The organism is Chroococcidiopsis cubana SAG 39.79 (assembly GCF_003991895.1).
Classification (GTDB): Bacteria; Cyanobacteriota; Cyanobacteriia; order Cyanobacteriales; family Chroococcidiopsidaceae; genus Chroococcidiopsis; species Chroococcidiopsis thermalis.
The window spans coordinates 18,713-33,859 of record NZ_RSCK01000031.1 but is presented as its reverse complement, the minus strand read 5'-3'; the positions used below and the strand labels follow the sequence as shown (position 1 = coordinate 33,859).

Genomic DNA, 15,147 nt, shown 5'->3' with positions numbered 1-15,147 from the left:
GACTCTACCACTCTAGGTAGATTTTTGTAGTATCGAACCTATTCTATTTATCGATCTGTGCGATTCTTTCATAGAATCGAGACTGAATCTACTATATCGTCAGTAACAGGATAGTTAATTTGGGGGCGATCGTGAGTTTCAAAAAAATTTTTGTTGCCGTTGATGGCTCAGCTCAAGCATCTGTGGTATTCGAGCAGGCTGTAGAATTAGCTACAAAAGATCTAGCAAACTTGATGGTGTTTCACGGCGTTGAGTTGGGAGCAAGAATGAATTATCCATCCCAAATTGAAGCAAAAACTGAGGAAGGACAAGATGTTTTGCAGGGTTATCGCGAGAAAACAAAAGATTTGGGAATTTCAGTTGAATTTAATTGTCGGGTGGGAAATCCAGGATCGACAATTTGCGATGCAGCAAAACAGTGGGGTGCAGATTTAATTGTTTTAGGGCGTAGGGGATATAAAGGGATTACTGAAGTTTTGTTAGGTAGCGTTAGCAATCATGTTGTTCGTAATGCTCATTGTTCGGTGTTGATAATCCAAGGAGATGTGGGTGGTTAAGGATATCTAAATTTTGCTTGGAAGCAAGAGATAGGATCTAATGTCACGCAAAGACGCAAAGACGCAAAGTTGAAGAACGCCAAGATTATATTGACTTGCTATTTCATCAACAACCAATTCCGAATTCCGAATTCATCTCGATTCCACTCTCGCATCTAAAGTTTTGGCAATGCGATCGCGGGTTTCTGCTAAATGTGCTTTCGTATATTCATCTAATGTGCCAGAACGAGCAACTGCTTTATTTAATTTCTCTCGCAACCGCTGCAAATTGTACCATGCAAGCGTTCGTGCATCTTCAGGAACGTTAGATTTGCGTAACATCATATCTGTCATGATTTTCAGGTGTTCCCGTTGGACGGCTCGCCGCAAACTAGAAATATTTGTTGGTGTTTTGTCTGGATTTAAAACCTCCATCCAGATATCATTTTGTAAGGTGGTAAATAATTCTGGTAGAGTGAGGGCTTGTTTTGGCTGACTCTTGAGTTCGATGTCGCGTAAGCGGGAAAGGCGATCGCCCGATAGTAAATCTCGTAATACTAAACTTTGTAGCGCGTAAATACTATCGTGGATTGGGTAATCGAGGCGGTTCATCACGGCTTGTTCTCCCCAATGCATCCAGCGAGAGGGTGCGAGTTTATTCAAGAGTTCTGGCGGAAAATTAAATGCATCTGGGGCAAATACGTATTTCTCCAGCACTGCTAAAGCCTGTCGCTGTTTTGCTACAGGTACGGGAACGAATGGTAATCTGCCGTTATCAGCGCTAGCATGGTCGCGGTAAAATGACTGTCCGCCAATATATTTAGTGGCGTAGTATGTATGACGCAGGTAGTGTAAGAAAATGCGATCGAACAGTTCGCTTAAATCGCTGTAACTCTCACCTGAAGTTGGATAGCGCCGATTTAATTTTTTCCACATTGCCCGCGCTATATCTAATTGTCCTTGGGAATAGCCCAAAACATCGCTACTGTAGTCCCAAGCATTTACATCGGGATCGAGATCGAACCGATCCTCATCTGTAGCATAAGCTAAATCTGGACGCGAGGAGCGATCGCCAATTCGGTCTAAAAATCGTCTTTCTGCTAAGGGATGGGGTGCTGTTGTGGGCGTGTAACCGTATTCAATCGCCCACTCATCGTAGGAACCGATGCTGTCAGGAAAAAAGTCGCCCTGTTCGCGGTCGGGTGGAGCCAGATTCGGGGGAAGATAGTCCATAACTGAAGTTGTCAAACCGCGATCGCGAGTTATTTTGGTAGCATTTAACTCACTTGGTGGAAGCTGGGTACTACCGCGAAAATTGTGCCGCAAACCGAGTGTATGCCCGACTTCATGAGCAATAATCAGCCGCAAATATTGATGAATGTATTGCTGCATTTTGTCGCTGTTAGGCGTGGTATTTTGAAACAGCGTGAGTGCCAAAGAACCAAAATCAAATTGGTTTGCCGCTTCCATGCCATAACAGAGGTCGTATTCTGTTGCGAGTTTGGATAAATGGGAGTTGGTAATTGGTAATTGGTAATTGGTAATTGGTTGTTCTCTCCCTTGTCCCCCTTGTCCCCCTTGTCCCCCTTGTCCTCCTTGTCCCCCTTGTCCTTCTTGTCCCCCTTGTCCTCCGAAGCCTCGTCCAAAACCGGAGTTACATACGCTGCGATCGTTTATCATTTGAGATAATACCGATGTTGGCTGCGATCGACTGTCTTGAACCATGCGTCGATATTCTTGCTTCAGCACGCGCACGAAGCTGGCATCGACTAAAATATCTGCATCCAAGATTTCCCCAGTTAAGGGGTTAACCCGCGAAGGACCAAGGGCGAAAAAGCCATCAACTGTGTTAATCCAGCGAATTACGTTGTAACGCACGTCCGCAGGGTCCCATTTAGCATCATCAGGCATTTGTCGCACTTCGATCGCATTGATAAATCCTGCTTTTTCAAAGGCTTTGTTCCACATTAATACCCCTTCTTTAACTGCATCCCGATATTCCAGTGGAACGGCATTTTCAATCCAAAATACGATTGGTTTTTTGGGTGGTGATAGTTTGGCGTTAGGATTTTGCTTTTCTAATTGCCAGCGGTTAATGTAGCGAACAAACGGTTCTTTACGGTCTTCAATCGCAAAATCTTGATAGGCAGTGATAAAATAACCGATGCGATCGTCAGCTAAGCGAGGCTTGTAGGTAGAATTAGCCGATAATTCAGATAGACTATAGCGAATGCGTAAAGTTAGAGCGCGGCTGTCTGGCAGCGTCATCAAATTTGGCGTAGCACTACTCTTAGCGCCTCCATAGGAAAAGCCGTAAACTGACTCAATTTCCATGTTGAGGGGAAAAGCTTTAGTTGAGCCAAAATAAGATTTATTTTCATCTAATTGATAGGTCGTTCCTAACTGAGTAGAGAGCGACGCTGCTAGTCCTGGTAAATCTTTTAATAGGAGATCGCCAAGGTCAATTAAAATAGATTTACGTTGAGGATGAATGCTTTTAATTGGAATTGAGTAGAGAACGGAATCGCTAAACGATCGCGTCAAAGATCGCGTTTGCGGCGAACCAGGAGTAACGCGAAAATTAACGTTACGCACGACAAAATGAATATTATTGTTGACTCGCTGAAAATAAAATAAAAAATCCTGTAAAGGCATTCCACTATAAATCCCCCGCTCTCCAATCCCTGCTTCCATCGTCATCGTACTGAGGAAGTTTTTATTGAATTGTTGCGGCTGAATTTCTAAATAAATTTTGCCTGTATCCTTCTGGCGATAAAGTGTAAATAATCCTTTAATAGCACTACTATTTTTGATAACTTCGTTAAATGCTTTTAGCTCTGACGGTTTGGGATTTTTTGCTGTTGCTAGCTGATTAGATTCTTGAGCTAACAACAGCGTTGATTGTCGAGAATCTTGCCGCTCATGATTAGCCAGCCACAGATAAGATTGTAATTCCGGCTGCTGGCTGTTATTTTTAATCACCCATACTTTAGATTCTGGTAATGATATTGGGGTCATGGTAGGGGCGCACGGCTGTGCGCCCCTACAAGTCTCGTCACTGGTAACTGATAACTGATTGGAAGCTGACGCAGGAAGCCGCGCACCAACAAAAAAGATTGTAAATAACGCGCTGTGCAAGAGAAAAACACGAGCAGACAAACTTTTCATTTCTCATATCCCTAGCAATGATGCCTAGTTACTGCTAATTCAAGCAGCTTAATCGGTTAAAGCCGACGATTGCCAAGCACTCAGTTACGTCATGCATCCGATTGCTTGCTAAAACGATTTACAGCCACCCACTGTTAATAGAGTTCCCAGAAATACCCTTCAATGCGCGGCTCTATCTATTTTTGTAGCGAAACTAGGAAGAAAACTAGGCAGTTATTTATACAATTCAACACATCAGAAGAATTCTAGTAGGGGCGCACACCTGTGCGTCCCTACAACTCTTTACCTTGAGGCAAAATCAGCATGGCATCACCAAAGGAATAGAAACGGTATTGTTGGGCGATCGCTTCTTGGTACAATGCCAACAATCGCTCTCTGCCAATTGCCGCACTGACGAGCATCATTAAACTAGAACGCGGCAGGTGGAAATTAGTAATTAACCCGTCTACTACCCGCCATTGATAACCAGGGTAAATAAACAAATTTGTCTTACCGCAAAATGGCTGTAGTTCTCCCGATGCAGCAGCACCCTCTAAAGCCCTTACCGTTGTCGTTCCGACAGCAATAATTCTGCCTCCTCGCGATCGCGCTGCGCGAATTTGCTCTACAGTAGCAGCTGGAACTTCAATCCACTCTCCATGCATTTGATGTGTCTTTACGTCTTCCACTTCTACCGGACGAAACGTGCCAACTCCTACATGTAAAGTGACAAATGCTTGCTCTATACCATTTTCTTGCAGGCGTTTGAGTAATTCAGGTGTAAAGTGCAGCCCTGCTGTCGGTGCTGCTGCCGATCCTGGTTTTTCAGCGTAAACTGTTTGATATTGCTCTGATTCCGCTTGAGAATCGGTAATGTAGGGTGGCAAAGGTACGTGACCGAATTTATCTAATAATTGAATGACAGATAAACCTTCTGGTAGGTCAAACTGTATCACCCGTCCGCCTGTCTCTTCATCTGTTTCTAGGACTGTAGCAGTGAGAGAGCAGGGAGTCGGGAGTCGGGAGTCGGTAGGGGCGGGTTTGGAAACCCGCCCGTACGGGAGTCGGGAATCGGGAGTTGCACTGTTTTTCTCCTCTGCTCCCCTGCCCCTCTGCTCCCCTGCTTCCTTGTCTCCCTTGTCCCCCTTGTCCCCCTTGTCTCCTTTATCCTCCCGCTCAAAAAATACAATCTTCGCCCCAGGTGCTAAACGTCTCCCTGGTTTGACTAAAGCTAACCATACATTCGGCTGGCGTTCTTCTAACAGTAATACTTCCACTGCCGCACCGCTAGGTTTTTGTCCGTAGAGACGGGCGGGAATTACCCGCGTATCGTTCATAACCAGCAAATCGTCTTTTTGAAGAAATTCTGGTAAATCGCGAAAAATTTGATGGGCGTGACTATCGAGATTTACTACTAACAGGCGAGAACTATCTCTGGGAGAAACTGGATTTTGAGCGATCCGTTCTGCTGGTAATTCGTAATCATAACTCGATAAAGAGTAGTCTAATTCAGATTTAGCAGAAGACGTCAAGTCAAAATTAGGTGTTTTTACGGAATTCAATGCAGACAGTGCATCTTTAAATTGATTGATATGCATTTTTTGTGAGCGTGACGTTCGGTATTCTAACGGATTTTAAGTAAGATTTTGAATTGATGCGATCGCATGGGTATTTGGGTGAATCTACCCAGGTGGAGTGGGTGTTTGACGCTAGTATCGTCGCGGTCAATTCGCAAAAATATAAATGTAGGAATAGCTTGTTTCCCCAGCAAGGATATGGAATACCTTTACTATCTTGCCAACGCCAGCCTCACATTGAGGATCGTTGAACATTTGCATGGCAGACCCCAGATGCCCTTGAGTTTCATTACCGTAATTCATCAAATTGATGGCTGGGTTGTGAAGGTGAAAATGAAATCTCCTCTCAACTCTCAACAAGATGGTGATTTCCGCGCTTTTTTAAATGAACTGGGAATTCCCTACGAAGCACCGATCCGCGTCAGAATGGCGTTATGGAGTTTGGAAGCCGGACAATCTCCGGTAGACGTGATGCGTCGCTATCAAGTCGCAATTGTCTCTCACGGCAACCCAGAACGGGAAGAAATAGAAACATTTCGGCAACAATTTGTCAAGGGATTGGGTTATTGTCCCGAAACTTTGGCTTAAATCGGCAGCAACAGAATTGCAGGCTGAAATTGAAGCCTGAAATTGAGATAGGGCGATCGCATCAATCAAAAGCAGCGGATAAGTATTCTTGTAGCACGAGTTGATAACCAGCGACTATAACTGCTTGTCCTAACTGCACTGACAGAGACGATAAGTCAGGGGAAATGTCAAGTGTAGGCGATGCCTGTCTCAATCGAGCCAACGATAATTTACGATGTTGGACTAGCGCCACATCAAAGCGGCATTGGTAGGTAGCTAAATTTGGAGAGACACTCAAAAAGTACTCCGCAGCTTGCCAAAGCCGTAATTGTTTTTGCGGTGTAATCGCCAACAAACCACCTGCATCCCAGTTATTTTGCTTGCGGGTTTTGACTTCAATAAAGGCTAAGAGGGGAGTCGGGAGTCGGGAGTTGGGAGTCGGGAATGGGTGGTGCGCGATCGTGTCCCCCTTGTCTCCCTTGTCCTCCTTGTCCCCCTTGTCCCTCTCACGTACATCCAACTTCGCAACCAAATCCAACTCTCCCCAAGGACAGCGCCAACGACGGTGCAGGATTTCCCAACCGGAAGATTGCAGCCACCGAGCGACGAGATCTTCTCCAAGTACGCCAATGTCGGGATAATGAAAGGCAGAATGGTTTGCCATGAGCTGAAAGATTATGAATTCTGGGCTAGGAAATCGAATTTGGAAATCTATATTCGCTGTTGTACTGTGGGGTGCGATCGCATTTTCAGTACTTCTTGCTATTGTTCCCCCTGCTGTAGCGCTGGATTACAACAAAGAAAGTTTGATTGAGACAGATTTCTCTGGGCGGGACTTGACGGACTCTAGCTTCAGCCACGCCAATTTGCGTAGTAGTAACTTCAGTCACTCTAATTTAGAAGGAGTTAGTTTGTTTGCTGCTAATTTAGATTCGGCAAATTTTGAGGGGGCGAATTTGGCAAGCGCCACTCTAGACTCGGCACGATTAACTAGAGCCAATTTAAAGGATGCTATTTTAGAAGGCGCATTTGCGGCAAATACCAAATTTGACGGTGCAGTCATCGACGGAGCCGATTTCACGGATGTGTTGATGCGCCGCGACGTGCAAGATAAATTGTGTCAAGTTGCTAAAGGTGTTAACCCAACTACAGGACGCGCTACCCGCGATACTTTATTCTGTCCGTAAGCGATCGCAATCTTTATCGCAATCTTTTACGATGAAGCTTGTCGTGTCATTTCACGAGGACTAATAGATGATTCGTGCCTACGCAGCTTTAGAAAAAGGTGGAGAACTCAAGCCTTTCGAGTACGATCCAAAACCGCTCGGTAGCGAAGATGTAGAGATTGACGTAGAATACTGCGGGATTTGCCATAGCGACTTGAGTATGCTCCATAATGACTGGGGCATGACACAATATCCCTTTGTCCCAGGACACGAAGTTGTAGGCAAGATTGCGGATGTTGGCAGTGCCGTAAAAAAACTCCAAGTCGGACAGCGGGTCGGATTGGGATGGTATTCGCGATCGTGCATGACTTGCGAGTGGTGTATGTCTGGCAATCACAACCTTTGTGCCACCGCAGAAGGTACAATTGTCGGTCGCTATGGTGGTTTTGCTGACAAGGTGCGCGCCCATGAAGCTTGGGTTGCTCCCCTACCCGATGCCATGCAGCCAGTGTCAGCCGGACCCTTATTTTGTGGCGGAATTACGGTTTTTAACCCAATCGTCCAATTTGATGTTAAGCCTACCGATCGCGTTGGAGTCATTGGTATTGGCGGCTTGGGACACATGGCATTGAGATTTCTTCATGCTTGGGGCTGCGATGTCAGTGCCTTTTCCAGCAGCGCCGATAAGGAACCAGAAGCAAGGGAAATGGGTGCTAACCACTTCATCAACTCCCGCGATCCAAATGCACTTAAATCGGTAGAAGGCTCTTTTGACTTGATTCTTTCTACTGTGAATGCCGATCTAGACTGGAGTACATACATTGCCTGTTTGCGTCCTAAAGGACGATTGCATTTTGTAGGTGTGGTTCCTAACCCTATTTCTACGGAAATTTTTCCCTTAATTATGGCTCAGCGATCGATCTCCGGCAGTCCCTTGGGTAGTCCGGCTACTGTCACCCAAATGCTTGACTTCGCCACCCGCCATCAGATCGAACCCATAATTGAAACCTTCAGTTTTGACCAAGTGAACGAGGCATTGGAACACCTACGTAGTGGCAAGGCACGATATCGGATCGTGTTGAAACATTAAGCAAAGTCAAAAGTCAAAAGTCGAAAGTCAAAAATTGGTTGTAGGGGCGGGTTTACCAACAATATTTAATTCTTAATGAGGGTATTCATAAACCTGCCCTCGCGAGAACGTGGTTATTCAAACGGATCTGACAACTGATACCACACGTTCTGTAGGGGCGCACATCTGTGCGCCCTTACCTGAATTACCATCAGTTAAATGTAGGGTGGGCATCACCCACCTAGATCAAATCTGCCAGCGTAAACTGTCGCTGTTTGTCCAATTCCAACAGCCGTTGCTGGGCTTGCCGTAACGACTCAAAATATAACTGAGATTGTTCTGGTGCAGTTACTTCGTCGGTTTGTTCCCACAATTGAAGAAATTGACGGTAGCGTTTTTCGCACTGCACCCGTTCCATACAAGCTGTAGCGGCTTGAATCACCTGGGCAAAGCGCGATAGTTCAATCTGTGTCTTTTCATCTAAGTGAAATAGACGCGCGATCGCCTTTGTTTCACCTTCATACTCCATACACTCTACTTGTAGCCGCGAAATTAAATCTGATGATTGGGCAGATGTTACGTGTGATGTCTCTACATTTGCCAAAATCTGCTGCCAGAGAAAAGTGTGGTGGGGTAGATCGAATTTTAAATCTCGTTCCTGTAGGGCTTCCGTGACGATTTGACGGTATTCGGGATGGTGTAGGTAAATTCGCAACAAAATTGCCTCTGCCTGTTCCAGTAAAGCGCGATCGCCTGCTACAGGTAAGTTAGAATTGCTAGCTTGCTGCTGTTTTCTCGGTGGTGCTGGTTTGCGATAACTATTTGGCGCAACTCGATCTAATAAATTTTCAATCCACAACGGTACGAGTCTGGCATCACCTGTACTTAAAATTTCGGCACAATGATGAATGTAATGCTGGCGTTGATTGCTGTCGCTTATTTGCTGTAACAACTTCACCATACTTACCGTGACTTGTTGTGCTTCCGGTGCTTGCTTTAAATCTCGGTTTGCTACTAGTTGTTGGATCTGCCAATCGAGCCATAGCGGGGCGTTTTGTAAAAGTTCGCGGTAATGTTCTGGACTATGAGTGTGGAGATATTCATCTGCATCTTTGCCATTTGGTAAGTTGAGAATTCGTAAATTGACTTCGCCTTGATAGGCAAGATTAGCGATCGCTCCTATTGCTCTTTCTGTAGCTTGCGTTCCTGCCGCATCGGCATCAAAATTAAGAATAAGTTGTTTTGATTCGCTATAACGCAAACAAGCTCGGACTTGTTCGATACTCAAAGCTGTTCCCAACGAGGCGACAGAGTGAGTAATTCCGGCAGCGTGAAGGGCGATCGCATCGAAATAGCCTTCTACTACTACCACCCGATCTTGTTTGGCGATCTCGTTTTTAGCTTTGTCTAAACAAAATAAAGTTCTACCCTTATTAAAAATATCCGTCTCAGGAGAATTAAGATATTTCGGTTGTTCGTCGCCTAAACTTCTGCCCCCAAAACCGATAAATCGTCCTTGCGGATCGCAGATCGGAATAATAATGCGATCGCGAAAATAATCGTAATACCCGTCTCCTGACTGTCGCCGCCGGATCAATCCCGCCTGTTCTACTATTTGCACGGGATATCGTTTTTGTTCTATCAAATAACTGTATAGAGTTTCCCATCCCGCAGGCGCGTATCCTAACTTAAATTGCTGAATTGTTTCTGAGTTAAACTGTCGTTTTTGTTGCAAATAATCTAAAGCTAACTGCCCTTGATGTTGCTGCAAAGCATGATGATAAAATTGTGTAGCGACAGCCATCACTTCATATAATTGCTCTCGCAGCGAAATCTGACGCTGTAATTCTTGTCTTTGTTCGGGTTCTAAAGTTTGGACGGGAACGGAATAGCGTCGCGCTAAATCCAGTACCACCTCACTGAAAGAAGTCTTGCCCAATTCCATCAAAAATGTAATTGCATTCCCTCCAGCCCCGCAACCGAAGCAATAATACATTTGCTTACCTGGGCTGACACTAAAACTAGGGGTTTTCTCATCATGAAACGGGCATAAACCGACAAAATCTTTCCCCCGCTTGCGCAGAACAACGTGTTCCGAGACGATATCAACAACATCAGCTCGTTGTTTCACTTGTTCGACTGTATCGGGATGCAGGCGAGGAATTTGCATATTGTTAGTTGTCAGTTTTCAGTTATCATCTAAACAGCTTTAGTAGCAACACCTTGATATAAATAACCTACAAACTTGGGTGTTTTCTCTGCATAAAATTCTTTCAGTGTCACCGTATCAAATCGCTTTTCTATCAGTTGTCTAATATTACGATTTAAGTGACAGCCATCACCAATAACTTTTTGAATTGGATTCAAACGGTTTTGCCAGACTTGAACTTGAGGTTCATTACTCAGTCCGTGTTCTACAAAAAAGAATTTTCCTCCTGGTTTTAATACTCGATAGATTTCTTGCAGTGCTTGTTCGACTTTGGTGATACTACACAACGTCCAAGTACTGACAACGCTATCAAACGTATTATCTGCCATTGGCAAGTTTTCGCCATTCAACACGCGATTGTCTACAGTAATATGAGATTTTTGGATACGCTTTCGAGCAAGATTATGAACGCCAGGATTAGCATCAATTGCTACCAATTTATCAATGCTTTCTGGATAGTAAGAAAGATTTAATCCTGTTCCAAACCCAATTTCTAAAACTTCTCCTGTCACATTTGCTAAAACTTCGCGTCGGTATTGAGCCATAGTCGGATCGGATAGCGACCAGTCAAGCAGGTAAGGTAGGATTCTTTGTGAATAAAATCCCATTGATTCCTCCTAGACGAACTTATAACAGCTTTAGTTCTTGTATTTTAGCGAAAATAAACTTATTAAAAATTTACTCTTAACTGCCTAAATTCAAATCAGCTTGTAAAAAGTCTATAAATTGCCTAGCCGTGCGTCCAGAACGTCCGTTGTGACGAGTTGCCCATTGTAAAGCACGATAATCTAAATCTGTCTGGGAAATATTTAGCTCGGCTAGTGCTGCTAAATGTCGGACAATATGTAAATAAGTGCCCTGATTTGCTGGCTCAAAAGTTAAAGTCAAACCAAAGCGATCGCTAAATGACAGTTTCTCTTGTACCGTGTCCCACACTCCGACTTCTTCATTTTGACTCGGACGGGGGCGATCGCCAAACATTTCTCTGACCAAATGACGGCGGTTAGAAGTCGCATAGACGACAACATTCTGAGGACGGGCAGTTATATTCCCCTCCAAAACAACCTTCAAAGCTTTAAAAGCATCGTCATCTTCTTCAAATGAGAGGTCGTCAACAAATATAATAAACTTTTGCGGCACGCCCCGCAGTTGCTCGACAATTGTAGGTAAAGCAACCAAATCTGATTTAGCAACTTCAATTAAACGTAAGTTGCGATCGCCATATTCATGTAACAATCCCTTTACCAAAGAAGATTTTCCCGAACCGCGACTACCGTAAAGTAAAACATGTAGGGCGGGATAACCTGCTAGCAAGAATTCTGTATTTTTTTTCAAAGTATCTCGTTGATACTCGTATCCTACCAACTGCTGTAACTGCACTGGATCGGCATAGGGAATACCGATAAGTTGTCCTGACTGCCAGCGTAAAGCTTGATATTTAGCAAAGATACCCGTACCATGTTGGCGATAGTATGCGGCTAAATCTGGTAAGATATCTGCCCAGTTGTCGAGTTGTGATAATTTGTCGTATATCGTGCGATCGCTAGCTTTTTCTGTAGTTGTTTTTGTAGTTATTTCACTCCAAGCTACCGGAGGTAAATTTAATTTAGCTGCGGCTTGTACCCACTGACTTAATTGAATTCCACTACATTGATAGAGGCTTTGTAAAGCTTGTAAATCTTGCTGCACGGCGGCGATGAGAGAAGGTGGTAAATCCGCCAAATTGGTATTTTGAACTTGCCGTGAAAACGGATTCTCATCTATAAGAATTCGGCTAATTAAATAACCTTGCCAGGATTGGTTTTGAGAAGCGATCGCCTTAAAATAATTTCCATAAGCGCGAACGCATCCTAATTCATCTACCTCGCTGTGTCGCAATGACTGTAACAAATCGATTTGGCGTAAAGAACGTAGTAAATTAAGAAAAGCCTGTCCTACCTCATCTGTTAAAACAGATTGATATATTAGTAAAGAAGCTGCTTGGAGTTGTAAAAATTCAAAAGATGAGTTCGTTTGAGTATCCATGTTTCGGCGCTATCTCCCCACAACAATCGCCCAAATACTAGCAGCAATAATTACAGCCCCTAGATGCTGCGGTAGCAACAGCCGAAACGGTTGACGCGCAATTTTCTGAGTCAATACCACTGTCAGTAATACAGAAAAAATCAGCGTTGTTCCCTGTAAAAATGCAATCACGGCTGGATGCGCCACCACCACAGGTAATCCCGCCCCACTCAAACCAAAAGTCGCAAAAGTCACGGGTAAAATTCGTCCTGCCTCCCCTAAACCCAAACGCAGATAGTGCGCCAAACTTCCCCCTAAAATCAACGGTAAATACCCATATACCAACTCCACAAACGGCTTAGGCTTAAAACGCGAAAAATCCTTTGTATCCTTCGCGCCTAACGCTTCGCTTCGCCTGCGGCTAATGCGACTTTGCGCAACATAACTCCTCATCCAAAAAAGCGATCGCATCAAACCATAAACCACAAAAACAAACCCAGTCGGAACCAACAAAACCAACAAAGATAAACCTAAATGAGGAAAAAATTGTGTTAAATCAATTCTTAAACCCAAACTAGTTTGGATTTCTGGTAAGCGATGTAAGAAAATTCCACCCAATAGCAATAATAACAATGCGACTTCGTAACTATGAGGGATGTGAGTTGTCCACAACTCAATCCCTGGCGGACGTAAATTAAACTCAACCGAACGATGCGGACAAGCTTTTAAACAAGTCATGCACAATACGCAATCTCGATTATCTTCCAACTGCGCCGGATGGGAATACAAAGGACAACCATTGGTTTCCATGCCCTCACCCTTTTGAGGACCACCCTTGTAACATTGATACGTCGTACATTCTGCCGAACAAGTTCCTTGCTGCGCTCTCAATTCTGTCATCGATAACTTAGCAAATAACCCATTCATCCCGCCAATTGGACACAAATAGCGACACCAAAATCGCCGTTCAAAAATTGCTGAGAAAATCATCGCTCCAGCTGTAATTAATAGTAATAAACAGCTAGAAAGATAAGCCGTATTTTCCAAATTCCACAGTTCTTCCCACAGAAAAATCAAGGTAAATAAACCGAATAAAAACCATCCACCCCACTTTTCTGCTGGTTCTCGATGCCACTGTTTCAGCTTTCGCCCTGGAAACAACCATTGAGATAACTTTTGCGTGACTTCGCCGTAAATCATAAACGGACACACCGCACACCATAACCTACCCACAAACGGAAAACCCAACAATACGAGGGGCCACCACCAAGCCCAAAACATATTTAAGGCGAAATTTCGATCTCGCTGTTGAGGACCAACAAATAAGATAATGACAATGAAGGCAAAAAACCACAAGGTAAAGCCATAGTTAATCCGGTCGGGATACCAAGAACTGCGCAGAAATCGCCGTAAACTAGGGTAAATATTTAATACGTTGACGCGAAATTGTTTTTTCTTCGTTTGTGCCGACCAAAAAATTTCTTCCGTTAACTCAGTTTCTTCTCCCGACTGCACGAGCGCCCGTTCGACTAAACTTTGTAACTCTTTCAAGTTGCCAGGAAAATCATAAGATTGCAGGCGACGCAAGGCTTCGGGGGCAATTTTCGATTTGGCTAATCCCTCGCTGCGAGTGTACAAACTGATGTAATATTCTACTAGAGCTTTAATGTCGGCTTTTCGTACCCGTAGTGGCGGTACTTTAATTGTTTGTCCAATACAACGCGCGATCGCGGGTTGAGTTCGTTCTGCAATTGCTAAAATCCGCGCTTTACTTGTACGAGTCACCTCTGGTGCATCTTCAGAACGGCTGATAGGTTGATAAGTACCAGTTTGCAGCAATTGCGCGATTTTCGGCACTAATTCCACGGGCAACTCTTGAGTATTATTCAAAACCAGCGTTCCTTCACCCAACCACTCCAGCAACCCTGGCTTTCCACCAACACGACCGAAAAGATCTGCACCGCTGGTTTGCAATAAATTGCAGTTAACCTTAATAATCGGCTGACGGCGTTGAGGAGAACTGAAATGAATTAGGGTAGCGATATTATCTTTTTCTAATCCTGGTTCGCCAAAAATGAGAATTGATTTTTGATTATTAGCTGCTTCTCTAATTTCTTGACGCAGCCGCACCGCATAACGACTCGTACCGATGATACCGCGCTTGACTTTAGTAACCAAATACGGGCGCAGGGCGATCGCTCGTTCTTGTTCGTATGATAGTGCTGAAGTTAATTGGCTTAATTCTTGCGCTAGCTGGCGCGAAATCGTTTGAAAGATTTCGGGGTATTGTCCGACAATCTGCTGAAATTCTGCCGTTGCCACTGCCCATAAGTGACATTCTGTCAAGGCAGTCACCGTTCTTTGCACTGGCTGTTCTAAGATTAACTCTTGGAGATTAATGACTGACCCAGGAAGCAAACTAGTCGCCCATACGGAACTAGTCGAATTAGCGTGTTTACTCTCCAAGCGACCTTGTTGCAGAATATAAAGCGCTTCTGGGTCGGTTTCTTCTACGACTAAACGCTCGTTAGCGGGGATGACTCGTTCTACAGCAACTTGGGCGATCGCATTTAATACCTCTGACGATAGCACCGATAGCGCCGTTCGCTCTTGCAGCCAGATGAGTAAATCTGGAGACATCGTATCCCCCTGTTTTGCAATACTTCATTTATTGTGACGAGTCGAGACGTTCCGTGGCTCTACACAGACCTACTAGCTCGACAGCCCTTATGCCTCAAGGATACGATGAATTGTATGTTTTGAAATTCTTTTATTCCTGCCGTTGTCTTTCCCTGCTACCCCAATCGGCGTTATCTATTTTCATAGAGAATGTTCCCAACTGCCCAAACCACTATCAGCTATTTGTAAATCT

11 protein-coding genes are annotated in these 15,147 nt (G+C 44.3%); 4 read left to right on the top strand and 7 right to left on the bottom strand.

Annotated features, from left to right (window positions below; genetic code table 11):
- Positions 1–131 precede the first annotated feature (131 nt).
- Complete coding sequence (locus DSM107010_RS18515) at positions 132–557, top strand: universal stress protein (protein ID WP_106169392.1); 426 nt, start codon at positions 132–134, stop codon at positions 555–557.
- Between the two features lie 132 nt (positions 558–689).
- Here the strand turns inward: DSM107010_RS18515 and DSM107010_RS18510 are convergent, their stop codons facing one another.
- Together DSM107010_RS18510 and queA are read right to left on the bottom strand one after the other, a co-directional pair.
- Positions 690–3,704 (bottom strand): zinc-dependent metalloprotease, encoded by a 3,015-nt coding sequence (locus DSM107010_RS18510; protein WP_127023601.1) that lies wholly within the window; start codon positions 3,702–3,704, stop codon positions 690–692.
- Positions 3,705–3,976: 272 nt separating this feature from the next.
- Positions 3,977–5,281, bottom strand: coding sequence for a tRNA preQ1(34) S-adenosylmethionine ribosyltransferase-isomerase QueA (queA, locus tag DSM107010_RS18505; RefSeq protein WP_015152734.1), 1,305 nt, complete (start codon positions 5,279–5,281; stop codon positions 3,977–3,979).
- Positions 5,282–5,458: 177 nt separating this feature from the next.
- On the opposite strand from queA, the gene DSM107010_RS18500 reads away from it, so the two are divergent.
- A complete protein-coding gene (locus tag DSM107010_RS18500; protein WP_015152735.1) occupies positions 5,459–5,848 on the top strand; it encodes a hypothetical protein in 390 nt (129 codons plus the stop codon).
- Positions 5,849–5,909: 61 nt separating this feature from the next.
- On the opposite strand, the gene DSM107010_RS18495 is transcribed toward DSM107010_RS18500, so the two are convergent.
- Positions 5,910–6,491, bottom strand: a complete 582-nt coding sequence (locus DSM107010_RS18495; protein ID WP_127023598.1) for a YraN family protein — start codon at positions 6,489–6,491, stop codon at positions 5,910–5,912.
- Between the two features lie 13 nt (positions 6,492–6,504).
- On the opposite strand from DSM107010_RS18495, the gene DSM107010_RS18490 reads away from it, so the two are divergent.
- Entirely contained in the window at positions 6,505–7,014 is a 510-nt protein-coding gene (locus DSM107010_RS18490; RefSeq protein WP_015152737.1) for a pentapeptide repeat-containing protein, read from the top strand.
- Positions 7,015–7,081: 67 nt separating this feature from the next.
- Positions 7,082–8,083: an NADPH-dependent aldehyde reductase Ahr gene (gene ahr, locus DSM107010_RS18485; protein WP_106169011.1), complete on the top strand. Its 1,002-nt coding sequence runs from the start codon at positions 7,082–7,084 to the stop codon at positions 8,081–8,083.
- Positions 8,084–8,303: 220 nt separating this feature from the next.
- Here ahr and dnaG read toward each other — a convergent pair whose 3' ends face one another.
- From dnaG to DSM107010_RS18465, 4 genes are all read right to left on the bottom strand, one after another.
- Positions 8,304–10,232 carry a DNA primase gene (gene dnaG / locus DSM107010_RS18480; RefSeq protein WP_015152739.1) on the bottom strand — a complete coding sequence of 643 codons (1,929 nt, stop codon included), beginning with the start codon at positions 10,230–10,232 and terminating at the stop codon, positions 8,304–8,306.
- A 29-nt stretch (positions 10,233–10,261) separates the two neighbouring features.
- Positions 10,262–10,879 carry a class I SAM-dependent methyltransferase gene (locus tag DSM107010_RS18475; protein ID WP_106169012.1) on the bottom strand — a complete coding sequence of 206 codons (618 nt, stop codon included), beginning with the start codon at positions 10,877–10,879 and terminating at the stop codon, positions 10,262–10,264.
- Positions 10,880–10,955: 76 nt separating this feature from the next.
- Positions 10,956–12,296, bottom strand: coding sequence for an ATP-binding protein (locus tag DSM107010_RS18470; RefSeq protein WP_106169013.1), 1,341 nt, complete (start codon positions 12,294–12,296; stop codon positions 10,956–10,958).
- 9 nt (positions 12,297–12,305) lie between these two features.
- Positions 12,306–14,915 (bottom strand): AAA-type ATPase lid domain-containing protein, encoded by a 2,610-nt coding sequence (locus DSM107010_RS18465; RefSeq protein WP_127023595.1) that lies wholly within the window; start codon positions 14,913–14,915, stop codon positions 12,306–12,308.
- Between the last annotated feature and the right edge of the window lie 232 nt (positions 14,916–15,147).